Below are 25,203 nucleotides of genomic sequence, written 5' to 3'. Positions count from 1 at the left end.
CACGCGGCGGTGTCGTCGTGATGACGGGGATCGCAGGGACGTGGCATCGGTATCGTTCCGGCAGGAAGAGACGGATGCCTGAGGCTGGCATGCCGAAACCGCAAAACGACGGACGCGCCGATCCTGTTGGGGGCGCATGACGTGGCAATGCGATGGCTTCCGCTATTGCCGCGCGATGGCGACGTCTGTACCAGGGACGGGGATTCGGGAGGGTAGTAGGTAGGCCTGCGACATTGGAGTTGTCGCCAACGGCACCAGGGCTTGGCGTGCAACGAAGGTTCTTCAACCATGATTTGGCTAATCCCTTTCGTGAGGCTCCGTCGTCGTCTAACGAGGCAACCGCATGCAGGTGTTCACTGGAAGTCCTCACTCCCTGAGCCTCACTTGCCGAAGTGGCGACCACCCATCTGGGTGAGGATGCGAACTGCTCAATCAGTCAGGCGTGTCGGCGAGCGCAGCTGGCCGCTGCCGCTGGGCCGAACGCGCCGACCGCATTAAGCAAGGTTGGAGCGCCCATGGCGCAACCGGTGTGATCGCCGGCCGACGCGGTGGACATGCGCGAGGCGCACGATAGCGATCGAATGTGCCATGGTGGGCCTTCGAGGCGTGCAGTGCCGTTCTCGCCTTGCTGGAGAAGTGGCAGGCGCCTGACCGTATGACGGAGGACAGACGCGCGTCATTGCCTTAACAGCCGTGCATGTCGCGCATCTGCCTGACGGAGCCCGGCGGCGCATGGGCTGGCGGCATTCCTGCCGCCGCGGCAGCGGCCGCACCGGCGTAAGGGGATCAATCCGGGGTGCCGCGCACATCAGGATGCCGATCGGCATGGTGCGCTGCGGGTCCGCGTCTGGCGCAGGCAATCGCGATGGCGGCGCGAAACCGGCCATACGCGGGCGTCTTGGTGGTGGCGAACCGCTTTGGCCCCCCGCATCTGCGGCGTGAATGCCCGTGCACGTCATGCATACGGGAAGCTTACGGCGCGTCACGGTAAAATGAACGGACAGATAACACTTCAGCTTTGGAACGAAGATGCCCGACCACCCCGCGGAACCCGCTGATCGCCCGATCCAGATCAGCCACCTGGACTTCCCCGTGGTGGGCATCGGCGCGTCCGCTGGCGGTCTGGTTGCGGTCTCCACGCTGCTGGCGAACCTGCCGGCGGACAACGGCATGGCGTTCGTGGTGATCCTGCACCTGTCGCCCAAGCACGAGAGCAGCGCCGACCAGCTGCTGCAGCGCGCCACGCGCATGCCGGTGGTGCAGGTCACCCAGCCGCGCAAGATCGAGCGCAATCACGTCTATGTGATCTCGCCATCGGTCGATCTGCTGATGAACGACGGCAGCCTGATCGTGCAGGACGCTACGCGCCCACGCGGGCGCCATACCGCCATCGATACCTTCTTCCGCACCTTGTCGCAGGCGCATCGCGACCGTGCCATCGGAGTGGTGCTGTCGGGAACCGGCTCGGACGGATCCGTCGGCATCGCTGCGCTCAAGGAGTACGGCGGCGTCACGCTCGCGCAATTGCCGGACGACTGCGAGTACGAAGACATGCCGCGCAACGCGATCGCCAGCGGCTTCGTGGACTTCGTGCTGCCGGTTGCGGAGATGCCGCAGAAGCTGATGCAGCTGTGGCAGAACGCACGCCAGATCGTGTTGCCGGCGAAGGACGAGATCGATGAACCGACCATGGCCAGAAAGGTCCAGGCCAGCCGCAGCGACGAACAGGCGCTGCGCGACATCCTGGCGATGCTCAGTTCGCGGACGGGGCACGATTTCCACCACTACAAGCGGGCGACGGTGCTGCGCCGCATCGAACGGCGGCTGCAGGTCAACCTGCTCAAGGACATCGGCAGCTACCGCGACTTCCTGACCGCAAACGAGGCGGAGACCGGCGCGCTGCTGAGCGACATGCTGATCAGCGTGACCAATTTCTTCCGGGATCGCGAGGCGTTCGAGGCGCTGGAGCGCGATATCGTGCCGAATTTGATTGAGCGCGGCCGCGACAGCGGCTCGGTGCGGGTATGGACCCCGGGCTGTGCGACCGCCGAGGAGCCGTACTCGATCGCGATGCTGTTGTGCGACGAGGCCGCACGCACGGAGTCGCCGCCGCCGATTCAGGTGTTCGCCACCGACATCGACGAGCGCGCGCTGGCGCGTGCGCGCGCCGGGCTGTATCCGGATTCGATCGTGACCGATGTGCCGCCGGGGCGGCTGCGCGAATATTTCAGCCGCGAGCATCATCAGTACCGGGTCAAGAAGCATGTGCGCGACCGGGTGCTGTTCGCGCTGCACAACGTGCTGCGCGACCCGCCGTTCTCGCGGGTCGACCTGATCTGCTGCCGCAACCTGCTGATCTACCTGGACCGCGACATCCAGGCGCGGCTGCTGCAGGTGTTCCACTTCGCGCTCGCTCCGGGCGGCTACCTGTTCCTGGGCAGCTCCGAGTCGGCCGATGCGGCCTCGGCATTGTTCGAGCCGGTGGACAAGAAGAACCGGATCTTCCGCGCGCGCGCCCAGTCGCGCAACCTGTTGACGCCGAGCCTGCCGCTGCGCGCCGGGCCGCACGTCGGCGCGATCCCGGCAGCGACCACGCGGGTCCGCGGATTCTCCTTCGCCGAGGTCCACCAGCGCGTGCTCGAGCACTATGCGCCGCCCAGCGTGATCATCGATCAGGACTACACCATCGTGCACATGTCCAGCGAGGTCGGCCGCTTCATGAAGTTCGGCGGTGGCGAACCCAGCTACAACCTGCTGGCGGTCGTCGACCCGGCGCTGCGGCTGGAGCTGCGCAGCGCGCTGTTCCAGGCCGTGCATACCAAGCGCAGCGTGGAGGCGCGGCAGGTGCGGCTGGAGCGCAACGGCGTGCGCAGCTATCTGAACATGGTGGTGCGGCCGTTCCGCGATCCCGACGCCGACGCCAATTTCATGCTGGTGTTCTTCGACGAAGTGGACGACACGCTCAGCCCCAAGCAGGAGGCGGCAGACGCTCCGCCGGCGAAGGATGCGGTGCTGCTGCGGCTGGAGGAAGAACTGCAGGCCACGCGTGATCGGCTGCAGACCACGATCGAACAATCCGAGACGTCCACCGAGGAGCTGAAGGCGTCCAACGAGGAACTGCAGGCGATCAACGAGGAACTGCGCTCGGCCACCGAGGAACTGGAAACCAGCAAGGAAGAGCTGCAGTCGCTCAACGAGGAGTTGACGACGGTCAACTACGAGCTCAAGAGCAAGGTGGACGAAGCGGCGGAGATCAACGACGACCTGCGCAACTTCATCGCCTCCACCGAGATCGCTACGATCTTCGTCGATGCCGAATTGCGCATCAAGCGCTATACACCGCACGCCGAAGGCATCTTCAGCATCATCCCGGCCGACGTCGGCCGGCGTTTGCTGGACATCACCCACCGCCTGGATTACCCGGAGCTGGCTGGCGACGCGGAGGTTGCCTTCTCGTCGCTGCAGGTGCGCGAGCGCGAGGTGCGGGCGATCGACGGACGCACCTATATCGTCCGCGTGCTGCCGTACCGCACCCAGGAAAACCGCATCGACGGGGCGGTGTTGACCTTTGTCGACGTGACCAGCCTGCGCCGTGCCGAGCAGCAGGCGCGCGAGCTCGAGCCGTCGCCCGGGATGCTGGCCGGCACGGGCGGCCATCTGGGCGTGGTGGCGATCGATGCAGGCGGCATGATCCGCTGCTGGAGCGCCGGCGCGAGCGAGATCCTCGGCTACGCTGCCGACGACATGCTGGGCACACCATTCTCGCGCTTGTATCCGCGGCGCCGTCCCGGTACGCCCAATGGCGGAGCGAGCGATGCCGAGGACAGGATGCCGCGCACTGAGCGCCGTCCGCTGCTCTGCCGCGACGGCGCGACGGTCGAGCTGTTCGAGATGACGTTCCCGCTCGGCGTAGCCACGGCCGAATCGCTGAAGTTGCTGTGGCGCCCCGAGGCGGGGCGCTTGGCCCGCCTGCCGGCGTCGGCGGCGGATGCCGAGCTGCCCGGTGAACAGGAGTTGCGCGGGGATTTCTTGGCAGTGATGTCGCACGAGCTCAAGCACCCGCTGAACCTGATCAGCGTCAATATCGAACTGCTGTCGCGCGTGCCCGAACTGCGCGGTTCCAAGAAGGGCACCGGCATCATCGAAGTGGTCAAGCGCGCGATCCACGGGCAGGCCAAGATCATCGACGACCTGCTGGACCTGTCGCGCATCCGCACCGGCAAGTTGCACCTGAACATCACCGACCTGCCGCTGCTGCCACTGACCCGCAACATCGTCGAGGTGGCTGCCGCCGACAGCGCGGCGTCGGAGCTGGACCTGAGCGTGTCGAGCCAGGAAGAGGACCTGCTGGTGCGGGGCGATCCGCAGCGGGTGGAGCAGATCGTGTGGAATCTGGTATCCAATGCGATCAAGTTCACTCCGCCCGGTGGCCGCATCGCCGTGCGCATCTCCAGTGCCGGCGGCTACGGCCGGCTGGCGGTCGAGGACACCGGCCAGGGGATCAGCCCGGATTTCCTGCCGCGGGTGTTCGACATGTTCGGCCAGGCCGCAGCGCGGGTCGCGAGCAAGCAGACCGGGTTGGGCATCGGTCTGGCGCTGGTGCGACAGTTGGTGGACCAGCAGGGCGGCCGGGTGGAAGCGCTGTCGCAAGGCCTCGGTAGCGGCAGCACCTTCGTGGTGTGGCTGCCGCTGGCCAAACCGGTTGCCACCCCGGCGATGCCGGATCAGGAGATCGGGATCGCACCGTGCGCCGGCCTGCAGGTACTGGTGGTCGACGACAGCCGCGACACGGTCGAATCGCTGGCGGCACTGCTGGAGTTGGAAGGCGCAGAGGTCAGCGTGGCCACCACCGGCGCGGCGGCGCTGGAGATGGCCGCCGCTTCGCGTTTCGATATCGTGCTGTCGGACATCGGCATGCCCGACATGAACGGCCTGTCGCTGATCGGCCGCTTGCGCCAATTGCCGCACTACGCCGACGTGCCGGCGCTGGCGCTGTCCGGTTTCGGCGCGCAGGCGGACGTGGCGCGCGCGCTGGCGGCGGGCTTCACCGCGCACGTCAACAAGCCGGTGGCGATCGACGCGCTGCTCGCGGAGATCAGGCGGCAGACGCATTCGCGCCGCCGCAAGCTGCGCTAGGCATGTGCGCGACGCCGCCGCCTCGTGGCGTGCGGCGTGAGGCAAGCATGCGGCGTGCGCGCGCGTTGGTCGGGTCAGGCGCGCGTCGGCGTGGCGTGCCAGCCGATTCCACGTGCCGTGTTTGGCGCAACGCAGATCCACTTCCCGGGCTCCGTGGCGGCCGCCGGCTGCGCGGAGGAGTGCGCGCTGCGCACGAAACGAAGAACGGCGCGTGCCCTTGCGCGCGGCGTTCACGGCCTACGGCTATGCTCGGTCACTGGTGCGCCAGCGAGGGAAAAGACGATGAGCGAGCAAGAACTGATGCACGACATTCGGAACGAGGTCAACGCCATCTGCATGGCTGGGCGCCTGGCCAAGCGCGCGGCCGAGACGGGCCAGGATGCCTTGGTCCGCGATTGCCTGGAGAAGATCGACATCGCCTGCGAGAGGTGCGTGAAGCTGTTGGTGCCGGCCTCCAACGAGGGTTTCGAGGATGCGGCGCCCGCATCGGCCGAAGATCGGTAGTCAGGCGCGCCGCCTTTCTTGTTGCCGGACGATGGCATCGTTTGTTTGACGTGAAAAAGCGGCTTGGACTGCTGTCCGGCCTGGCATGCTGTCGAAATCCGCAGAATCCGTCAGCAGCGACGCACGTATACTCGATCGCCTCTAACCCAAACGCTGCATGGATGCTTGCCAGATGCGTTTTTCTTTGGTTGTCGGTTCGCTTGCCGTATTCCTGTCCGTTCTTTCCTGTACGCCGGTGTTGGCGGCGGAACCTGACATATTCGGCATCAAATTGGGAGCGCCGCTCGCGTTTCCCGTTTGCCAGATTTCCTTGCCACCGCCGCCTGCGCGCGCCAGCAACAAAGGCTTGGGGAGCAGGATGTTCAACAAGCTGACGGCGCCGCCGCCCGAGCCGGCAAAGGCCACGCTGCCCGCAACAGGTTTGTGCATAGCGCCCGGCACGACGCGCATGGCGGTGGGCGACACCGAGTTCGGGCCAGGCGAATATGGTTACCTGGTCTTCGCCAAGGCTGAGTTCCCGGCGTGGATCGCGCCGATCGGCCTGTCGATCGGTGCGGGCGCGGGCGATGCGTTTTCCTTGGAAGGTACGGGCGGCCTGTTCTTGTTGCGCAATGGGCGGGTGATCGCCTTGCGCTTCAATACGACCGGGTTTGAGGCGCAGCAACGCGTGATGGAACTGCTCAGGCGCAAATTCGGTCCGCCGACTTCGCAAAAAGCCATTGCTTGGAACAACGACCTGGGTGGCAGCCGCGAATCGATTTCCGCGCAATGGCGCAAGCCCGATTTTTTTGCGGATTATTCTTCGGTCGTGCAGGCACCAGGTCTGCAAGCGCAAGGGCTATCCGGTGGGACAGGGTTTCTCAGCGTCGGTAACGACCTGGGTTGGCAAACGTTCAACCCAACGAGCAAGGAAGCGGAGTTCTAGCCTGCTGAGCGGGCCGGCGATCAGCTGCGGCCGCCGTCACGCACAAGGCTAGGCTGCAAGCGGGAGGTATGTGGTTCGATCCGGCCGAAGTCGTCGAGTGCTGCGTCAGGTCTTGGGACCTGTCCGCGAGCCATTGAGCGGCAACGTCGGGAATGCCGGACAGCCGTCCTCGGCCGGCAGTGCCGTGTTCCTCGCGTTCGGCGCGACCACCCATCGGGATGTGCCGCAGGCCTTGCGCGCGGGTTTCTCGTGAGGCCTCAGTGCCGTTGGGAGAGAAGGTACATGTGCCCGGGTTTGCGCAACGCAGAGTCCTTGTCATGCTGTGCTGCAGCAATTCTGCCGGGCGGGATGGGCGCGAGTGACGACCCACAGGCGGCCTGGCGCGGAAGCTGTCGCTCAGAAGGTATTCCGTCGCTATAGCGCAATCCGATATGCCAGTGCGCGCATGGCATATCCCCGCTGTCGGTTGACACCGTTCACCGATTGCGAAAGCGTAGGCGCCTGATCGCGTGCCGGACCGCTCCGGCCGTGGCGCGGCGGACGCCGCACTCATCGTTCCTGGGAGGGAAGACCTTGCAAAGACAGTCCGCTGGCGTGTCTGCGCCGATTCGCAATGCGCTGGCTACCGCCGCCGCGCTGGGCCTGCTGGCGCTGGCCGCGGCCGGCCCCGGCCAATCGGCTCCAGCCGCCGCCGCTGCCGCGCCGTCGATCCATCCGCAGCAATGGCCGTCGCCGGCCTGGCCGCTGGCCGAGGATCCGGCGCTGGAGGCGCGCATCACCAAGCTGATGGCTCAGATGACGGTGGAGCAAAAGGTCGGGCAGACCGTGCAGGGCGACATCGCCAGCATGACCCCGGACGACGTGCGCAAGTACCACATCGGCTCGGTGCTGGCCGGCGGCAACTCCGATCCGGGCGGCAAGTACGACGCCAGCCCGGCGGAATGGCTGAAACTGGCCGACGCTTACTACGAAGCCTCGATGGAGAAGGGCAAGGCCGGACCGGCGATCCCGATCATCTTCGGCATCGACGCGGTGCACGGGCAGAGCAACATCGTCGGCGCCACGCTGTTCCCGCACAACATCGGCCTGGGTGCCACCCGCGACCCGGAGCTGATGCGCAAGATCGGCGCGGTGACCGCCGCCGAGACCCGCACCACCGGCATGGAGTGGACCTTCGCGCCGACCGTGGCGGTGCCGCAGGACGACCGCTGGGGCCGCACCTACGAGGGCTATTCCGAATCGCCCGAGGTGGTCGCCAGCTTCGCCGGCAAGGTGGTCGAAGGGCTGCAGGGCGTGCCCGGGCAGCCCGGTTTCCTCGACGGCTCGCACGTGATCGCCTCGGTCAAGCATTTCCTCGGCGACGGCGGCACCACCGACGGCAAGGATCAGGGCGACACGCGCGTCACCGAGCAGCAATTGCGCGACATCCACGGCGCCGGCTATCCACCGGCGATCGCCGCCGGCGCGCAGACGGTGATGGCCTCGTTCAACAGCTTCAACGGGGTCAAGATGCACGGCAACACGCCGATGCTGACCGACGTGCTGAAAGGGCAGATGCATTTCGGCGGTTTCGTTGTCGGCGATTGGAACGGCCATGCGCAGGTGCCCGGTTGCAGCAAGGACAATTGCCCGGCGTCGTTCGTCGCCGGCGTGGACATGCTGATGGCGCCGGACAGCTGGAAGGGCGTGTACGAGAACGCGGTGAGGGCGGTCAAGTCGGGCGAGATCCCGATGGCGCGGCTGGACGACGCGGTGCGGCGCATCCTGCGGGTGAAGCTGCGGCTGGGCCTGTTCGAGGCCGGCAAACCGTCGCAGCGCCCGCTCGGCGGCAAGTTCGAACTGCTCGGCGCGCCCGAGCACCGCGCGGTGGCGCGGCAGGCGGTGCGCGAGTCGCTGGTGCTGCTGAAGAACCAGAAGCAGCTGTTGCCGCTGAAGCCGCAGCTCAAGCTGCTGGTCGCCGGCGACGGCGCCAACGACATGGGCAAGCAGTCCGGCGGCTGGACGCTGAACTGGCAGGGCACCGGCACCAAGCGCGCCGACTACCCGAACGGCAACACGATCTGGGAAGGCCTGCAGCAACAGGTCAAGGCCGCCGGCGGCAGCGCCGAGCTGGCGACCGACGGCAAGTACCAGGCCAAGCCGGACGTGGCGGTGGTGGTGTTCGGCGAGAACCCCTACGCCGAATTCCAGGGCGACATCGCCACGCTGCTGTACAAGCCCGGCGACGACAGCGACCTGCAGCTGATCAAGAAGCTCAAGGCCGACGGCATTCCGGTGGTGGCGGTGTTCCTGAGCGGGCGTCCGCTGTGGGTGAACCGCGAGATCAATGCCGCCGATGCGTTCGTCGCCGCATGGCTGCCGGGTTCGGAAGGCGGCGGCGTCGCCGACGTGCTGCTGCGCAAGCCCGATGGCGGCATCCAGTACGACTTCCACGGCAAGCTCAGCTTCTTCTGGCCGCGCACCGCGACCCAGTACGCCAACAACGTCGGCCAGAAGAACTACAACCCGCAGTTCGCGTTCGGCTATGGCCTGCGCTACGCCGACAAGGGCGATCTGACCCGCCTGTCGGAAGTCTCCGGCGTGTCCGGCGCGCAGGCGGTAGGCGGGGTGTATTTCGACCGCGGCAAGCCGGCGCCGGGCATCAACCTGATCCTGCAGGGCGCCAGCCAGGCCAATCTGCCGGCGGCGACGATGCCGGCGGCGCTGGCCGACGGATCGCTGAAGGTCACCGCGATCGACCACAAGGCGCAGGAAGACGCGCGCCGCTTCGCGTGGTCGGGCAAGGGCAAGGCCGGCATGGCGCTGGTACTGCCCAAGCCGCTGGACGTCTCGCGCGAGAGCAATGGCGACGTGCAGTTGATCCTGACCTTGAAGGTGGATGCGGCGCCGAGCGCCGGCGCGCGCATCGGCGTGGCCTGTGGCAACGGCTGCGCGGCCCAGGTCGATCTGGGCAAGGCGCTGGCGGCGCTGCCCAAGGGCGAGTGGCGCACGCTGGGCGTGCCGTTGAAGTGCTTCAGCGTCGCCGGCGCCGACGTCTCCAGGCTGGAGCGGCTGCCGGCGATCGAGAGCGACGGCACGCTGGACCTGGCGCTGTCGCGGATCGCGCTGGGCGCCAGCAACGACGCGCAGAGCGTGGTCGACTGCCCGGTGCGCTGATGCGCGCCTGACGGGACCGCAGCGGCGCCGTCGGCGGCTGGCGCCGGCTGCGCCGATACGGATGCAAGCGGGGCAGGGCGGCCGCCAGGACTGCGGCGAAGACGGATAGTGCAGCGCTGCGCCAACCGCTCGCGGCGCGGCCGCCGATGCGGCAGCGGATGCAGGAACGACAACTGGCGACGGGACGCGCCGCGGCAAACGTTCCGCGCGGCGACCGATGCGCGACCAAGCGACGGCAGCGGCCGCTCGCGTTCGCGCTCGGCCATGCAAAGACAACGCCCGTCCTGTGCGGATGGGTGCATCGATACACAGGCGAAAGGGCCTCGGCCCGTGGGAGAAGTGCAGTGGGTCTGGCGACGTTGGATATTGCGATCGTATTGGTCTACCTGGCGGGCATCTTCGTGCTCGCACAGTGGGTATCGCGGGAGAAGGCCGGGCACAGCAAAAGCGCCGAGGATTACTTCCTGGCCGGCAAGACCCTGCCGTGGTGGGCGATCGGCGCTTCGCTGATCGCGGCCAACATCTCCGCCGAGCAGATCATCGGCATGGCCGGTTCCGGCTATGCGATCGGCCTGGCGATCGCGTCCTACGAATGGATGGCGGCGCTGACCCTGCTGATCGTCGGCAAGTTCTTCCTGCCGATCTTCCTGCGCAACGGCATCTACACCATGCCGCAGTTCCTGGAGCAGCGTTACGGCAAGTGGATCCGCACCTTGATGGCGGTGTTCTGGCTGCTGCTGTACGTGTTCGTCAACCTGACCTCGATCCTGTGGCTGGGTTCGATCGCGGTGAGTCAGGTCACCGGCATGGACCAGACCCTGGCGCTGGCGCTGATCGGCGTGTTCGCGCTGGTCTACCAGCTGTACGGCGGGCTCAAGGCGGTGGCGCTGACCGACATCGTGCAGGTCACCTTGCTGGTGCTGGGCGGGCTGCTGGTGGCCGGGCTGACCCTGTCGCGCATCGGCGACGGCGCCGGCGTGCTGGCCGGCTTCAAGCACCTGTGGAATGCGCATCCGGAACACTTCCACATGATCCTGACCAAGGACAACCCGTTCTACAAGGACCTGCCGGGCCTGAGCGTGCTGCTGGGCGGGCTGTGGGTGATGAACATCAGCTACTGGGGCTTCAACCAGTACATCATCCAGCGCGCGCTGGCCGCCAAGGACATCGGCGAGGCGCAGAAGGGCATCGTGTTCGCCGCGTTCCTGAAGCTGCTGATGCCGCTGGTGATCGTGGTGCCGGGCATCGCCGCGGTGGTGCTGGCGCCGGACCTGGCCAAGCCCGACCAGGCCTATCCGACCATGATGCAGCTGCTGCCCAGCGGCATCCTCGGCCTGGTGTTCGCGGCGCTGGTGGCGGCGATCGTGGCGTCGCTGGCGTCGAAGATCAATTCGGTGGCGACCATCTTCACCCTGGACTTCTACGCCAAGTTCCGCCCGCAGACCGAACAGAAGCGGCTGGTGCGGGTGGGCCGCATCGCCGCGGTGACGGCGGTGCTGGTCGGCGTGCTCACCGCGCGGCCGCTGCTCGGCAACTTCGACCAGGGTTTCCAGTTCATCCAGGAATTCACCGGCTTCTTCACCCCGGGCGTTGTGGTGATCTTCATGCTCGGCCTGTTCTGGAAGCGCGCCAACGAAGCCGGTGCGCTGACCGCGGCGATCGGGTCGGTGGTGCTGTCGTTCGCGCTCAAGGTCGCCTGGCCGGAACTGCCGTTCATGGACCGCATCGGCGTGGTGTTCGTGGCGGCGCTGGTGCTGGCAGTGGTGGTGTCGCTGCTGACCCCGGCCAGGCAGGCGCGCGACCTGATCCGCACCGACGACGTCGGCTACGCCACCACGCTCGGCTTCAAGATCGGGGCGGTGGTCGTGGTCGCGATCCTGATCGCGCTGTACACGGTGTTCTGGTGAGCGCGGCCTGAGCATTGCCGCGGCGGCCGCGTGGTGTGGCCGCCGCCGCAGGCTCAGCCGCGGCGCGGGCTCAGTCGTCGCGCCATGGCGTTTCCAGCCACGCGTCCAGCGCCGCCGCCGGCATCGGCCGCGCGATCCAGTAGCCCTGGCCTTCGTCGCAGCCCCAGTCGCGCAGCATCTCGTAGATCTGCTCGGTCTCGATGCCTTCGGCCACCACCTGCTGGCCGAAGTCGTGGCCGAGCCGGATCATCGACGGCACGATCATGCAGTCCTTGTGGCTGCCCGGCAGCGAGCGGATGAACGACTGGTCGATCTTCAGCGCGCTGGCGGGGATGCGCTTGAGGTAGCTGAGGTTGCTGTAGCCGCTGCCGAAGTCGTCGATGGCGATCTTCACGCCCAGCGTGCTGATCTCCTGCAGTTGTTCGGCCGCGCGCTGCGGATGCCGGATCATCGCGCTCTCGGTGAATTCGATTTCGAGGCGGCCCGGTTCCAGCGCATGCCGCGCCAGCAACTCGCGCAGCGTGGCGATGAAGTCGGCCTGTTCCAGATCCACCGCCGAGATGTTCAGCGAGACGCTGAAGCGATGGCCCTGCCGCTGCCACAGCGCGGCCTGGGCGATGCCGGCCTGCAGCACCCAGGCGGTGACCCGGCTCATCAGCGCGGTCTTTTCCGCCAACGGGATGAATTCGTTGGGGGCCACGTTGCCGAGCAGCGGATGCTGCCAGCGCAGCAGCGCCTCCACGCCGACGCATTCGCCGCTGTGCAGGCTGACCCGCGGCTGGTAGTGCAGACTCAATTGGTCGCGTGCGCCCAGCGCCTCCGGCAACGCGGCCAGGATGCGGAACGCGTTGCGTTGGGTGGCGTCATGGCCGCGTTCGTACAGGCTCCAGGGCAGGCCGCGCTGGCGCGCCATGTCCACGGCGGTGGTCAGCGAGCGCAGCGTGTGGTTGGCGCTCAACGCGCCGTCCAGGCGCACCGCGCCGAGCGACGGGGTCGCGGCGTGCGGAATGCCCTGGTGGTCGATCGCCTCGGCGAAGGCGCTGCACACGCGTTCGCAGCACTGCGCCAGCTGCGCCGGGTCGTTGCCCTCCACCACGAAGGCGAAACTGGTGGTGTCGATTCGGTACGCCGGCAGTCCGTCCAGCGCTTTGAGCAATCGGTCGCGCGTGGCCAGCAGGTAGCCTTCGGCATATTCCCAGCCCAATGCCTTGACCATGTCGCGGAAATACTCGGTGCCGCAGACATCGACCGCCACGCCGGTGTGGTGCTGGTCCGCGTTCTGCAACGACAGCCACATGGTCAGGTCTTCGTTGAAGCGGCTACGGTTGGGCAGGCCGGTCAGCGCATCGACGTAGCCGGTGTTGCGCAGGGTCTCGATCCGCAGCAACAGCAGGTCGCGCAGCTCCTGCAGGGTCTCGCGCGATTGCGCATCGAATGCATGGCGCGGTTCGGGGTCGATCACGCACAGCGTGCCCAGGCCGGTGCCGTCGGCCAGTATCAATGGCGCGCCGGCGTAGAAGCGGATGAACGGCGGCCCGGTGACCAGCGGGTTGTCGCGAAAGCGCGGATCCTGCCGCGCGTCGGCCACCACCAGCAGCTCGGGGCTGTGGATCGCGTGCGCGCAGAAGGCCTGGCTGCGCGGCGTCTGCGGCGCGTCCAGGCCGACCCGGGACTTGAACCACTGGCGCTGTTCGTCGATCAGCGAGACCAGGGCGATTGGCGCATGCAGCGTGCGCGAGGCCAGCTGGGTGATCAGGTCGAAGACGCGGTCGGCCGGGGTGTCGAGCAGGCATAGCTGGCGCAGGGTGGCCAGCCTCTTCGTTTCGTCGGGCAACAGCGGGGGAGCTGAGGAATGCATGCCAGGTTAGCGGCGCGCCGCCGCAGCACTTGAGTCGCTCGACGGCGGAACACGACCGTCGAACAGCCGCGGGTCGGAAAGGTGGGCGGCGCGTGAACGCCGGCCCGGCATGGCGGCATCGCCGTTGCCGCCACGCGCTCAGCGTTGCGGCTCGCGTTGCGGACTGGGCCGCTTGGCCAACTTGCGCTGCAGCGAGCGGCGATGCATGCCGAGCAGGCGCGCGGCCGCCGACACGTTGCCGCCGGTTTCGTGCATGGCCTGCTGGATGTGCTCCCACTGCAGCCGGCTCAGCGGGGTCATCGCGTCCGGCGGGTCGATGGCATCGTCGTCCTCGGCGCTGTCCGCCTCCAGGCTCAACGCGCGCAGGATCATCTGCACCGTGGCCGGCTTGGGCAGGTAATCGTCGGCGCCGAGCTTGATCGCCTCCACCGCGGTGGCGATGCTGGCGTAGCCGGTGACCAACAGGATGCGCATGTCGGCGCGGATCGCGCGCAGCGGCTGGATCAGCGACAGGCCGGATTCGTCGCCGAGTTTGAGGTCGATCAGCGCATAGGCCGGTGGCGTCGCCGCCGCCAGGGCCAGCGCCGCGGCGCCGCTGTCGGCGGTCAGCGTTTCCAGCCCGCGGCGGGCGAGGGTGCGTTGCAGGGTGCGCAGGTACAGCGGGTCGTCGTCGACCAGCAGGCCCAGCGGGGCGTCGATGCTCATGCGGGCGTCTCCAGGGCGAGCAGCGGCAGGCGAAACCCGACCCGCGCGCCGTGGTCCGGCGCCGGTTGGGTCCACAGTTCGCCGCCCAGGCGTTCGATGGTGGCATGCGACAGCGCCAGGCCCACGCCCATGCTGTCGGGCTTGCCGCTGCGGAACAGGGTGGCCGGCAGCGCGACCTGGTTGGCGTCGAAGCCGCCGCCGTAGTCGCGGACCTCGCCGACCAGTTCGCTGCCGGTGACCCGCACGCTCAGGTCCACCTGCGGATGGCCGGCGCGTTCGCCGGCATCGGCGGCGTTGTTCAGCAGCACCTGCAACAGGTGGCCGATCGCGCTTTCCAGGCGCAGCTGCAGCGGCGCGTCGTCGTTGCGGCGCAGTTGCACGGTCGGGCGCACCAATTGCCACTGGTGCAGCACATGCGCCAGCGACACCGTGCCGCCGCCGGGACGCTGCGCCGGCGCGGCCAGCGCCAGCACCCGTTCGCGGCACTGCACCAGCAGTTCGCGCAGGGTTTCCAGGTCCTCGCGCAGTTCCGGCTGATCGCTCTGCTCGACGATGTCGTCGGTGAGCAGGGTCATCGTCGCCAGCGGCGTGTTCAGCTCGTGCGCGACCGAAGCGGCATGGGTGGCCAGGGCGACGATGCCTTCGTTGCGGGTGAAGCGCTCGCGCAGCAGCGCCAGCTCGCGCTCGCGTTCGCGCAGCGACAGCGCCAGGCGGGTGGAGAACACCAGCACCACGATGGTGGACAGCAGGAAGTTGGCGGCCATGCCCCAGCGCTGCAGATCCAGCGCCTGGTGCGGTCCGCGCGGCAGCGGCAGGCCGAACAGGGCGCTGACCGCATAGCCGGCCACGCAGGCCGCCGCCACCGCCAGCGCCCAGCGCAGCGGCAGGGCCAGCGCGGCCAGCGCGATCAGCACCAGGAACAGCGAGCCGAAGGCGTTGCCGATGCCGCCGCTCCAGCCGACCATCCAGGTGAGGACGGTCACGTCGACCAGGATATGGCCGAAGGCGGTGGCCGGCGCGGCGGTGTCGGCATGGCGCAGCCGCAGCTGCGCATACAGGTTGAACAGGGTCAGCGCGGCCACGCCGGACCACAACGGCACCTGCGGCAGCGGCAGCCGCATCGCCCAGGTCGCGACCAGGATCGTCGCTGCCTGCCCGGCGGTGGCCAGCCAGCGCAGGCTGCACAGGGTGCGCAGGAACGAGGCATCGGTGGAGGTCATGGCGCGCATCGTATGCGCTGGCGCGCACGGCTGTCTGCGACAAACCGTCGCAGTCCCCGCTGCCAGGGTGGGGCACGGACCCCCGCGCGCGCTAAAATGCGCCCATGTACGACGCCGTCAGCCGACCCACCCCCCCCAGCGACGCCGCGCCCTGGGCGCGCCGTTCCACCCAGCCGGTCCGCGTCGGAGGCATCGTCATGGGCGGCGGCAAGCCGATCGTGGTGCAGTCGATGACCAACACCGACACCGCCGACGTGGCCTCCTCGGTCAAGCAGGTGGCCGAGTTGTGGCGCGCCGGCTCGGAACTGGTGCGGCTGACCGTCAACAACGCCGAATCGGCCGCGGCGATCCCGCGCATCGTCGACAAGCTGCGGATGATGGGCATCGAGGTGCCGCTGATCGGCGACTTCCACTACAACGGGCACCAGTTGCTGGCTGCCGAACCGGCCTGCGCCGAGGCGCTTGCCAAGTACCGGATCAACCCTGGCAACGTCGGTTTCGGCAAGAAGAAGGACACCCAGTTCGCGCAGCTGATCGAGTTCGCGCTGAAGTACGACAAGCCGGTGCGCATCGGCGCCAACTGGGGCTCGCTGGACCAGGCCCTGGCGGCGCAACTGATGGACGAGAATTCGCGCCGCGACACGCCGTGGGACGCCGGCCGCGTGCTGCGCGAGGCGTTGATCCGCTCGGCGCTGGATTCGGCCGAGCGCGCGGTGGAACTGGGCCTGGGCCGCGACCGCATCGTGCTCAGCTGCAAGGTCAGCGGCGTGCAGGAACTGATCGCGGTGTACCGCGACCTGGCGCAGCGCTCGGATTTCGCGCTGCACCTGGGCCTGACCGAGGCCGGCATCGGCAGCAAGGGCATCGTCGCCTCCAGCGCGGCGCTGGCGGTGCTGATGCAGGAAGGTATCGGCGACACCATCCGCATCTCGCTGACCCCCGAGCCGGGGCAGTCGCGCACGCAGGAGGTGATCGTCGCCCAGGAATTGCTGCAGACCACCGGCCAGCGCGCCTTCACCCCGCTGGTCACTGCCTGCCCGGGCTGCGGCCGCACCACCTCCGAATTTTTCCAGGAGCTGGCCAAGGTGGTGCAGAACCACGTCCGCGCGAAGATGCCGGAGTGGAAGGTGAACCATCCTGGCGCCGAGAACATGACCCTGGCGGTGATGGGCTGCGTGGTCAACGGTCCGGGCGAATCGCGCCACGCCAACATCGGCATCTCCTTGCCGGGCACCGGCGAGGCGCCGTCGGCGCCGGTGTTCGTCGATGGCGAAAAGACCGTCACTCTGCGCGGCGAGAACATCGCCCACGAGTTCGTCGCGCTGATCGACGACTACGTCGCAACCAAGTATGTCCGCCGCGCCGGGTGAAGCCCCGGCCGAGCGCGCCGCCGGCGTGCGCCACTGGCTGCGCCGCAACGCCTGGCGCATCGGTCTGCTGTTCGCCGGCGTGTTGCTGCCGATGGGCGTGTTCGTGGCGCTGGCCGACGAAGTCCACGAACTGGAAAACTTCTATTTCGACGAACCGCTGCTGTGGAGCATGCGTGCGTTGGCCTCGCCAGGCTGGGACCGGTTCTTCAGCGTCGTCACCGAGGCCGGCTACCAGTACGGGGTGATCCCGCTGGACACGCTGATCGTGCTGCTGTTGCTGGGCCTGCGGCGCTGGCGCGAGGCCATGTTCGCCGCGTTCTCCTTCGTCGGTTCGGCGCTGTTGAACCTGAGTGCCAAGCAGTTCTTCCAGCGCGACCGGCCCAGCCTGTGGGAGTCGATCGCGCCGGAACATACCTTCAGTTTCCCCAGCGGCCATGCGATGGGATCGATGACCCTGGCCTCGGTGCTGATCGCGCTGGCCTGGCGCACCCGCTGGCGCTGGCCGGTGCTGCTGCTGGCCAGCACGTTTGCGTTGCTGGTCGGCGTGTCGCGCATCTACCTCGGCGTGCATTACCCCTCCGACATTCTCGGCGGCTGGTGTGCGGCGCTGGTCTGGGTGCTGGGGCTATATCTGCTGATGTTCCGCGGCGAACGGCGCCCGCGTTGGCGGCGCCGGCGCGCGGCGGCCTGAGGGGAGTCACCAGCTCGAACTGGCGCCGCCGCCGCCGGAGCTGCCGCCGCCGGAAGACGAGGAATCGCTGGACGAGGACGACGAGCTCGACGATGCCGCTTCGCTGGCGTAGTACGCCTGTGTGTAGGCATATGTGCCGGCCCCGGTCTCGACGACGTGCCCTTTGCGGATCAGTGCCTTGCGCATGCGTTCCTGCTCCTGAAGAAAGGCGCGGTACCGTTCCGGCGAGCGGTAGCGGCGGCCCGACAGGGCGAGCATCAGGCACAGCGTCAACACTTCGGCGGCGATGCACAGCCAGAACGCCAACGCGAACAGGATCGACAGCACCAGCGCGAACACGCCCGGGTTGATGGTCAGGAATATCTTGATGAATGCCCCCGACGACGCGCGCTTGCGCTTGGAGGTGGCGATCTCCTCCGGCGCGTTGGCCAATTCCGGATGGCGCTGCAGCAGACGCGCGCGCAGGTGTTGCTGCCGGCGCGCCAGCAGTGGCGGCAGCAGCCAGATCAGCACGAACATGCCGGCCCAGGCGGCAACGCCACGTTTCCAGTCCGCCCGTCCGTCCTGCTCGGCAGCGGACGAGGCGCGCGACAGTTCCGCCAGGCTCTGCGGATCCTTGGCGGCCACGCGCGCCATGAAGCCGAAGGCATCGACGATGGCGCCGGCGGTGTCGCCCTCGCGCATCTTCGGCGCCAGATGATCGTCCAGCGCGCGGCGGGCGACCGCATCGGGCAGCACGCCTTCCAGGCCATAGCCGACCTCGAAGCGCGAGCGCCGGTCCTGCATCGCCAGGACCAGCAGCAGGCCGTTGTTGGCGTCCTTGCTGCCCAGTTGCCACTTCTGGAACGCCGCATCGGCCACCTGTTCGATGTCCTCGCCGTCGAGCGAGGGCACCACATAGACCGCGCCCCAGATGTTCTGTTCCTCGCGGATCTGCCGCAGCGCGTCGTTGACCTGTTGCCGCTGCGCGTCGCTCAACGCTCCGGCCGGATCGACGACGTTCGGCGTGTACTCGGGAATCGCGATGGCCAAGGCTGGCAGTGCCACGCACAGCAGCAGGGCGAGTGTTGCCAGGGAGAACAAGCGAAGCAGGCGCATGGTGATCTTTGCAATCGGGCGTACGCCCATTATGAAGTTTGCCGGAGACCCTTGGGACGCGTGTGGCCGACCGTGCCGGCGACGCATGCATGCCGCCTCGGCTAGGCCAGCCTATGCAGCGCCGCCGCGTGCGCATGCAACGCGGCGGTATCGAACAGCGGCAGTTGCGCGTCGCCGGCGCCGATCAGCAAGCCGATCTCGGTGCAGCCCAGGATCACCGCCTCGGCGCCTTGCGCCTGCAGCGCCGCGATCACGGCGCGGTAGCGCGCCCGCGAGGCGTCGCGGATCACGCCCTGGCACAGTTCGGTGTAGATGATGCGGTGCACGTCGTCGCGTTCCGGCGGTGCCGGTATCAGCACCTGGAAGCCTCGCCGCTGCAGCCGCGCGCGGTAGAAGTCCTGTTCCATGGTGAAGCGGGTGCCGAGCAGCCCGACCCGGGTCACCCCGGCCGCCTGCAACGCATCGGCGGTGGCATCGGCGATATGCAGCAGCGGCAGCGGCACTGCGGCGGTGATCGCATCGGCGACGCGGTGCATGGTGTTCGTGCACAGCACCAGGAAATCGGCGCCACCGGCCTGCAGCGCGTGCGCGGCCGCGGCCATCGCGGCGCCGGCCGCGTCCCAGTCGCCGGCCTGCTGCAGCTGTTCGATCTCGTGGAAGTCCACGCTGTACAGCAGCAGCTTGGCCGAATGCAGCCCGCCCAGCTGCGCGCGGACCGTCTCGTTGATGAGCCGGTAATAAGGCAGCGTGGATTCCCAGCTCATGCCGCCGATCAGGCCGATGTTCATCGCGTTGCGCATCCGGCTATCGCAGCGGAGGCTCGCATGGCCCGCCTGTTCGGCGTGTGAATCGGCTGGCGCGAGCCGCTCGCAGCGGCTTCTCCAGCACCGGAGCTGCGCTCAGGCGGCCCGCAGACGTGCACGTACGTCCGCCAAGGCGACGTGGATCTTTTCGGCGAACACCCCTTCTCCGTGATGCAGCATCACCAATCGCCCCAAGGCACGGGTCATCGCGACATAAAGCAATTTTGCCTCCAGCAGCATGTGTTCTTCGTCGCCGTTCTGGCGTTGGCCGATTTCGCATATGCCAGGAATGAACACCGTGTCGAACTCCAATCCCTTGCTTGAGTGCATTGTCATCACCTTGACCGAGGGCGCGCCTTCGAACAGGTTGCGCTTGGCGCTGTCCTCCGCCAGTACGACCGGTATGTGTTGCTTCAGCAGACGGTTGGCGATCAGCTTGGCCAACTGATTGCTCCGGCAAAGTACCGCGAAATCGTTGGCGACAGCGCCTTTTTCGATGGCCTCTGCGATTTGCAGGGCGATGCGTTCGGCCTCGTCCCAGATGTTCCGGCAACGCAGCAGTTCCGGCAGCGGGCCGCGACGGCCAGCGCTCTCCGGTGCGATGATAGGGACGTGGTCGTCGTCGGCATCGTGGCTTTCCAGCAGTTCGCGCGCGAACGCTTTCGCGGTCGCCAGCACTTCCAGAGAATTGCGGTAGTTCATGCGCAAGATGGTAGTGCGCCCCTGTGCCTGGATGCCGACGCTGGCGAAGGAGAACTTGCGTTTTCCGCCATTGTCGTAAAGCGCCTGCGCGTCGTCATAGAGCAGCAGCAGCGCATTGGTTTCCGGGTCGATCATCTGCACGACCAGCTGGAACCACTCAGGCTTGAAGTCGTGGCCTTCGTCGATCAGCACCGCCGCATACTGCGCGCGCGGAATCGCATTGGCGGCCACGCCGTCGATGACGCAGCGTACCAGCGCCTCTGCATAGGCGGCGGCGTTGCTTTGCGCGGTCGGGCTGCGGACGTGGAATGCCTCCAGTTGCTGTCGGCACCAGCCATGGAAATGCGCAACGACAATCCGCTCGCCCATATCCTTTGCGGCGATGAGTTGTTGCAGTCGTCCTGCCAGGGTCTTGTTGTAGCACAGCACAAGCACCGGTTTGGCGTAGCGTCGCGCAAGTTCCAGGCAGCGATAGCCAAGAATCATCGTCTTGCCGGAGCCGGCGACGCCGTGGATCACGCGATGGCCATCGCCCAGCGAGCGCGCCAGCTGTTCCTGCTGCAGATCCATGATCTTGATCAGGTCGGGAATCTCAGCCAGCAACGATGGCGGTTCGACGGTTCCTTCGAACATGCCGGTCTGCGTCGGAATTCGCAGCTCGGGAAACAGGTGCCAACGGAAACGATCGATCTGCGGAAGCGACAGGCGGCAAGGGAACGGCATCATAAACATGTCCCAGAGCCGTTTCTGGAAGCTCTCCGGGTCGACCGACTCCACCATTTCGTCGCGGCATATCACCGAGGCGGCTGGAATGAAATGTTCGAGTTGCGCGTGTTTGAACTGCAGGCGGGTGATGTTGGTCAGGATCACGCCCCAACCCCAGGGCATCATCAACTTGCCTGCGCGTTGGGTGCCTTCGGGATGGCGCAGCGCTGGGTCGCGTTGCAGAAGCTTGCACAGCTCCAGAGTGTATTCGCGCGCCTGGCGGACAGGATTGGCAGTGACATCGCGTCCGCGTTCGGTGTGCAGCACCACGCTGTCGCGACTTATCTCCACGATCGACTCGAGCTTCCAGTCCTTGACCTCCAGGACAAGAAAGCCCCGGCTTGGGTGCAGTACAACAAAGTCCGGATGCCGATACTGCGGACCCACCGGGACGTCGTACCAGCACAGATAGTCGTCTTCCAACTTGTCTGCCAGGCGTTGGGCGAAGCGGCGCTCGCCCGGCGTCATCCGCTGCGAGCACGACGCATAGCTGGGGATCAGCGCTGCCATGGTTTCTCCCTGAAACCGATGTCCTGGTTGGCCGAGCTTAGTGCAGCGGTTTCGTGTTCGGGTAAACAAATATCGGAGGTGCTTATTCGCCCGGCTTGGCCGCCGCGGTCGCCGCGGCGCTGGCCGCGCGCCGCGCCAGCAGCGCTTCGCGGTGGGCGATGTAGGCGTTGGCGCCGAGGATGATCAGCGCGCCGAGCACGGTCCAGCCGTCGGGCGCCTCGCCGAACAGCCACCAGCCGAACATGGCCACGAACGGCAGTTGCACGAAGCTGATCGGGGTCAGCGCCGACACTTCGCCGATGCGCAGCGCGCGCGTCCACAGCAATTGCCCCAGCGTGCCGAACAGGCCGGTGGCGAGCAGCCACAGCCAATCGATGCCGTGCGGCCAGGTCCAGGCGAACAGAGCGGGCAGCAGCGACATCGGCACCCAGAACGCATAGGTGTAGAACACCACGGTGTTGGCCGCATCCACCCGCGCCAACTGCTTGATCTGGATCGCCACCAGCGCACTCGTCACCGCCGCCAGCAGCGCGATCAGGGTGCCGGCGCTGAACGTGGCCGCGCCGGGGCGCAGGATGATCAGCACGCCGGCGAAACCGCACAGCACCGCCATCCAGCGCCGCAGGCGCACGCGCTCGCCCAACCAGAACGCGGCGGCCAGGGTCACGAACAGCGGCGTGGAGTAGGACAGCGCGATCGCCTGCGACAGCGGCAGGTGGCCGATCGCCCAGAAGCCTGCCAGCATCGACACCAGGCCGATCGCGGTGCGCAGCAGGTAGCGCGGCAGCTGCGCGGTGCGCGGCAGCGGCTGGCCCGGGCGCAACAGCATCGGCAGCAGGAACAGCAGGCCGAACAGGTTGCGGAAGAAGGCGATTTCCACTGTCGCCAGGTGCGCGGAGGCCAGCCGGATCGCCACCACCATCAGTCCGAACGCCAGCGTGCTGGCCAGCATCAGCGCGGCCGCGCGCAACGATACCGGCTGCTTCACCAGTGCGCGCCGACGATGCGCGGTTCCGGCTCCAGGATCACGCCGAAGCGTTCCAGCACCGAGGCGGAAATGCGCCGCGCCAGCGCCAGCAGCTCGGCGCCGCTGGCCTGGCCGTGGTTGACCAGCACCAGCGCGTGCGCGGCAGAGACGCCGGCGTCGCCGTCGCGATGGCCCTTCCAGCCGCAGGCTTCGATCAACCATGCCGCCGACAGCTTGCGCTGGTTCTCGCCGTCGCCGGGAAATACCGGCAGCGCCGGGTAGGCGTGCTGCAGCGCCTGTGCCTGTTCGGCCGGCAGCAGCGGGTTCTTGAAGAAACTGCCGGCGTTGCCGAGCACATCCGGGTCGGGCAGCTTGCGGCGGCGGATGTTGATCACCGCCTGCGCCACGTCGGGCGCGCCCGGCGTGGCGATGCCGAGCGCCTCCAGTTCCTCGCCGATGCCGGCGTAGTCCAGGCGCAGCGCATGCAGTCGCGGCAGGTTGAATTCCACCGCGGCGATCAGGTAGCGGTCGGGCTGGCGCTTGAACAGGCTGTCGCGGTAGCCGAACTCGCAGGCGGCCGCATCCAGCCGCACGAAGCGCGCGTCAGCGCGGTCATAGGCCTCCACCACGTGCACGAACTCGCCGACCTGCGTGCCGTAGGCGCCGATGTTCTGGATCGGCGCGGCGCCGACCGTGCCCGGGATCAGCGCGAGGTTCTCCAGGCCCGACAGGCCTTGCGCCAGCGACCACATCACCAGTTCGTGCCAGCCGACGCCGGCGCCGGCGCGGACGATGGCGTAGTCGGCGCGGTGTTCGAGCGTGTCGATGCTGCGGTTGGCGAAGGTCAGCACCACGCCGGGCGCATCGCCGGCGAACAGCATGTTGCTGCCGCCGCCCAGCGGCAGCAGCGCCGCGCCGGCCAGCTGCGGCGCCAGCAGCGCGTCGGGCAGCGCCTCGGGGGCGAAGATCTGCAGCAGCCACGGCGCCTGCGCGGCGACATGGAAGGTGTTCAGCGCCTGCAGCGGCGCATTCGCGGTCAGCGACCAGGCGTTGCTCATAGCGCGGCGACCGCGCCGCGGCTGGGCGCTTCGCGGCGCCGGCGCATCGCCTCGACGCATTCGCCGATCAGCTCCGGGCCGCGGAACACCAGCCCGCTGTAGCATTGCACCAGCGCCGCGCCGGCGGCCATCTTCGCCACCGCATCGGCACCGGAGAGGATGCCGCCGACGCCGATCAGCGGGATCGCCTCGGGCAGGCGCGCGCGCAGCCGGCGCAGCACCAGGGTGGACTGGCCCAGCAGCGGGGCGCCGGACAGGCCGCCAGCCTCGGCGGAGAGCGGGTGCTGTTCCAGGCCGGGGCGGGCGATGGTGGTGTTGGTGGCGATGACGCCATCCACCTGCAGGTCCGACAGCACCCGCGCCGCCGCGTCGATGTCGCTGTCGCTCAAATCCGGCGCGACCTTGACCAGCATCGGCACGCGCTTGCCGTGGCGCGCGGCCAGCGCTTCCTGCGCTTCGCGCAACTGCGACACCAGCTGGCGCAGGGCCTGCTCTTCCTGCAGCTCGCGCAGGCCGGCGGTGTTCGGCGAGGAAATGTTGACGGTCACGTAGTCGGCCAGCGCATAGACCTTTTCCAGGCAATGCAGGTAGTCCGACGCGGCCTCCTCGTTGGGCGTGTCCTTGTTCTTGCCGATGTTGATGCCGAGCAGGCCGTGGCGGCGGCGCGCGCGTTCGACGTTGCGCACCAGCGCGTCCACGCCGAGGTTGTTGAAGCCCATGCGGTTGATCACCGCCTGCTCGCGCGGCAGGCGGAACATGCGCGGCTTCGGATTGCCTTGCTGCGGCCGCGGGGTGATGGTGCCGATCTCGACGAAGCCGAAGCCCAGCGCCAGCAGCGCGTCGATGTGCTCGCCGTTCTTGTCCAGGCCCGCGGCCAAGCCGACCGGGTTGGGGAACTCCAGGCCGAACGCACGCGTAGGCATCGGGGCGATCGCCCTGGCCAGCAGCGGATTGGTGCCGGTGCGGTAGGTCATCTCGATCGCGCGCAGGCCCAGCGTGTGGGCGCGCTCGGCGTCGAAGGCGAACAGGAACGGGCGGGCGAGGGAATACATGGGCAGCTCAGTTCAACGTGCCGGCGAAGGCACGGGTACGGTAGTGGACGTCGACCAGGCCATCGACCTGATGGCGGTCGAACAATGCGCGCAGCGCGTCCAGCATCGGGGCGTGGCGCGGATGCCCGGCCAGCGGCGCGTACGAGGAGGACAGCAGGCGCCCACGCAGGCCGTCGTAGTCCAGCTTCTGCACGTTGGGGAACTGCGCGGTGCCGCGCAGCCCGGCGCCGAACCAGCGCTGCATCGTCGCATCGTCGTGGTAGCGCTCGGCCACCGCGCTGTAGTCGGTGCCGTAGTCGAGCAGCAATTGCTCGTAGTCCTGCAGGAACGGCGTGCCGTCGAGCAGGCGCGAGTTCCAGTACACCAGCGCCAGCCCGCCAGGGCGCAGCACGCGCGCCCATTCGCGGCGGACCGCGTCCAGATCGAACCAGTGGAAGGCCTGCGCGGCGCTGATCAGATCGATGCTGGCGTCGGACAGGGTGGTGGCCTCGGCGCTGCCGTCGATCGCGGTGAAGCCGGGCATATCGCCCAGCAGCGCCTCGGCGGCGGCGCGCATCGCCGCGTTCGGCTCCACCGCCAGGGTCGGATGCCCGGCCTGCAGGAACATGCGGGTGGAAATGCCGGTGCCGGCGCCGATGTCGGCAACCTGCGCGGTGCGTGCCACGGCGAGTTCCCCATGCACCCAGTCCAGCAGCGCCGGCGGATAGTCGGGACGGTAGCGGACGTAGTCGGCGACGCGGTCGCTGAAGCGTTCGCGTGGAGCGGAGGCGGTCATC

Annotated in this window: 17 protein-coding genes; 7 read left to right on the top strand and 10 right to left on the bottom strand. The window is 67.9% G+C overall.

What is annotated here, in order from left to right; translation table 11 throughout:
• Positions 1 to 1,029: 1,029 nt before the first annotated feature.
• The 5 genes from AB3X08_RS12265 to AB3X08_RS12245 all read left to right on the top strand — a co-directional run bounded on the left by AB3X08_RS12265 (position 1,030) and on the right by AB3X08_RS12245 (position 11,628).
• Positions 1,030 to 5,136, top strand: coding sequence for a CheR family methyltransferase (locus tag AB3X08_RS12265; protein ID WP_369932877.1), 4,107 nt, complete (start codon positions 1,030 to 1,032; stop codon positions 5,134 to 5,136).
• Between the two features lie 282 nt (positions 5,137 to 5,418).
• On the top strand, positions 5,419 to 5,640 hold the full coding sequence (locus AB3X08_RS12260; RefSeq protein ID WP_369932876.1) for a hypothetical protein: 222 nt from the start codon (positions 5,419 to 5,421) through the stop codon (positions 5,638 to 5,640).
• 172 nt (positions 5,641 to 5,812) lie between these two features.
• Positions 5,813 to 6,565, top strand: a complete 753-nt coding sequence (locus AB3X08_RS12255; RefSeq protein WP_369932874.1) for a hypothetical protein — start codon at positions 5,813 to 5,815, stop codon at positions 6,563 to 6,565.
• Between the two features lie 573 nt (positions 6,566 to 7,138).
• Positions 7,139 to 9,721 carry a glycoside hydrolase family 3 protein gene (locus tag AB3X08_RS12250; RefSeq protein WP_369932873.1) on the top strand — a complete coding sequence of 861 codons (2,583 nt, stop codon included), beginning with the start codon at positions 7,139 to 7,141 and terminating at the stop codon, positions 9,719 to 9,721.
• Between the two features lie 344 nt (positions 9,722 to 10,065).
• Positions 10,066 to 11,628, top strand: coding sequence for a sodium/sugar symporter (locus tag AB3X08_RS12245; protein WP_369932871.1), 1,563 nt, complete (start codon positions 10,066 to 10,068; stop codon positions 11,626 to 11,628).
• 70 nt (positions 11,629 to 11,698) lie between these two features.
• Here AB3X08_RS12245 and AB3X08_RS12240 read toward each other — a convergent pair whose 3' ends face one another.
• The 3 genes from AB3X08_RS12240 to AB3X08_RS12230 form a co-directional block, all read right to left on the bottom strand.
• A complete protein-coding gene (locus AB3X08_RS12240) occupies positions 11,699 to 13,486 on the bottom strand; it encodes a putative bifunctional diguanylate cyclase/phosphodiesterase (RefSeq protein WP_369932869.1) in 1,788 nt (595 codons plus the stop codon).
• A gap of 138 nt (positions 13,487 to 13,624) precedes the next feature.
• The gene (locus tag AB3X08_RS12235) at positions 13,625 to 14,191 is read right to left on the bottom strand and encodes a response regulator transcription factor (RefSeq protein WP_369932867.1); all 567 of its coding nucleotides are present in this window, start codon (positions 14,189 to 14,191) and stop codon (positions 13,625 to 13,627) included.
• The gene (locus AB3X08_RS12230) at positions 14,188 to 15,411 is read right to left on the bottom strand and encodes an ATP-binding protein (RefSeq protein ID WP_369932865.1); all 1,224 of its coding nucleotides are present in this window, start codon (positions 15,409 to 15,411) and stop codon (positions 14,188 to 14,190) included. The genes AB3X08_RS12235 and AB3X08_RS12230 overlap by 4 nt, the downstream gene beginning before the upstream one ends.
• Positions 15,412 to 15,515: 104 nt before the next feature.
• On the opposite strand from AB3X08_RS12230, the gene ispG reads away from it, so the two are divergent.
• On the top strand, positions 15,516 to 16,781 hold the full coding sequence (ispG, locus tag AB3X08_RS12225; RefSeq protein WP_369932864.1) for a flavodoxin-dependent (E)-4-hydroxy-3-methylbut-2-enyl-diphosphate synthase: 1,266 nt from the start codon (positions 15,516 to 15,518) through the stop codon (positions 16,779 to 16,781).
• The gene (locus tag AB3X08_RS12220) at positions 16,762 to 17,472 is read left to right on the top strand and encodes a phosphatase PAP2 family protein (RefSeq protein WP_369932862.1); all 711 of its coding nucleotides are present in this window, start codon (positions 16,762 to 16,764) and stop codon (positions 17,470 to 17,472) included. Before ispG ends, AB3X08_RS12220 begins: the two co-directional genes overlap by 20 nt.
• Before the next feature lie 6 nt (positions 17,473 to 17,478).
• On the opposite strand, the gene AB3X08_RS12215 is transcribed toward AB3X08_RS12220, so the two are convergent.
• The 7 genes from AB3X08_RS12215 to AB3X08_RS12185 all read right to left on the bottom strand — a co-directional run bounded on the left by AB3X08_RS12215 (position 17,479) and on the right by AB3X08_RS12185 (position 25,202).
• Positions 17,479 to 18,657, bottom strand: coding sequence for a TPM domain-containing protein (locus AB3X08_RS12215; RefSeq protein ID WP_369932860.1), 1,179 nt, complete (start codon positions 18,655 to 18,657; stop codon positions 17,479 to 17,481).
• A gap of 14 nt (positions 18,658 to 18,671) precedes the next feature.
• Positions 18,672 to 19,358 (bottom strand): aspartate/glutamate racemase family protein, encoded by a 687-nt coding sequence (locus AB3X08_RS12210; protein ID WP_369932857.1) that lies wholly within the window; start codon positions 19,356 to 19,358, stop codon positions 18,672 to 18,674.
• 111 nt (positions 19,359 to 19,469) lie between these two features.
• The gene (locus AB3X08_RS12205) at positions 19,470 to 21,350 is read right to left on the bottom strand and encodes a DEAD/DEAH box helicase (protein ID WP_369932855.1); all 1,881 of its coding nucleotides are present in this window, start codon (positions 21,348 to 21,350) and stop codon (positions 19,470 to 19,472) included.
• A gap of 82 nt (positions 21,351 to 21,432) precedes the next feature.
• Complete coding sequence (locus tag AB3X08_RS12200; RefSeq protein ID WP_369938521.1) at positions 21,433 to 22,302, bottom strand: DMT family transporter; 870 nt, start codon at positions 22,300 to 22,302, stop codon at positions 21,433 to 21,435.
• Positions 22,303 to 22,334: 32 nt separating this feature from the next.
• On the bottom strand, positions 22,335 to 23,375 hold the full coding sequence (gene murB, locus AB3X08_RS12195) for a UDP-N-acetylmuramate dehydrogenase (protein ID WP_369932853.1): 1,041 nt from the start codon (positions 23,373 to 23,375) through the stop codon (positions 22,335 to 22,337).
• The gene (locus AB3X08_RS12190; protein WP_369932851.1) at positions 23,372 to 24,427 is read right to left on the bottom strand and encodes a quinone-dependent dihydroorotate dehydrogenase; all 1,056 of its coding nucleotides are present in this window, start codon (positions 24,425 to 24,427) and stop codon (positions 23,372 to 23,374) included. Before AB3X08_RS12190 ends, murB begins: the two co-directional genes overlap by 4 nt.
• Positions 24,428 to 24,434: 7 nt before the next feature.
• Positions 24,435 to 25,202 carry a class I SAM-dependent methyltransferase gene (locus tag AB3X08_RS12185; RefSeq protein WP_369932849.1) on the bottom strand — a complete coding sequence of 256 codons (768 nt, stop codon included), beginning with the start codon at positions 25,200 to 25,202 and terminating at the stop codon, positions 24,435 to 24,437.
• Between the last annotated feature and the right edge of the window lies 1 nt (position 25,203).

The sequence above is a fragment of the Xanthomonas sp. DAR 34887 genome, from assembly GCF_041245805.1.
Taxonomy (GTDB): Bacteria; Pseudomonadota; Gammaproteobacteria; order Xanthomonadales; family Xanthomonadaceae; genus Xanthomonas_A; species Xanthomonas_A tesorieronis.
This window is presented reverse-complemented; position numbering and strand designations above follow the sequence as displayed.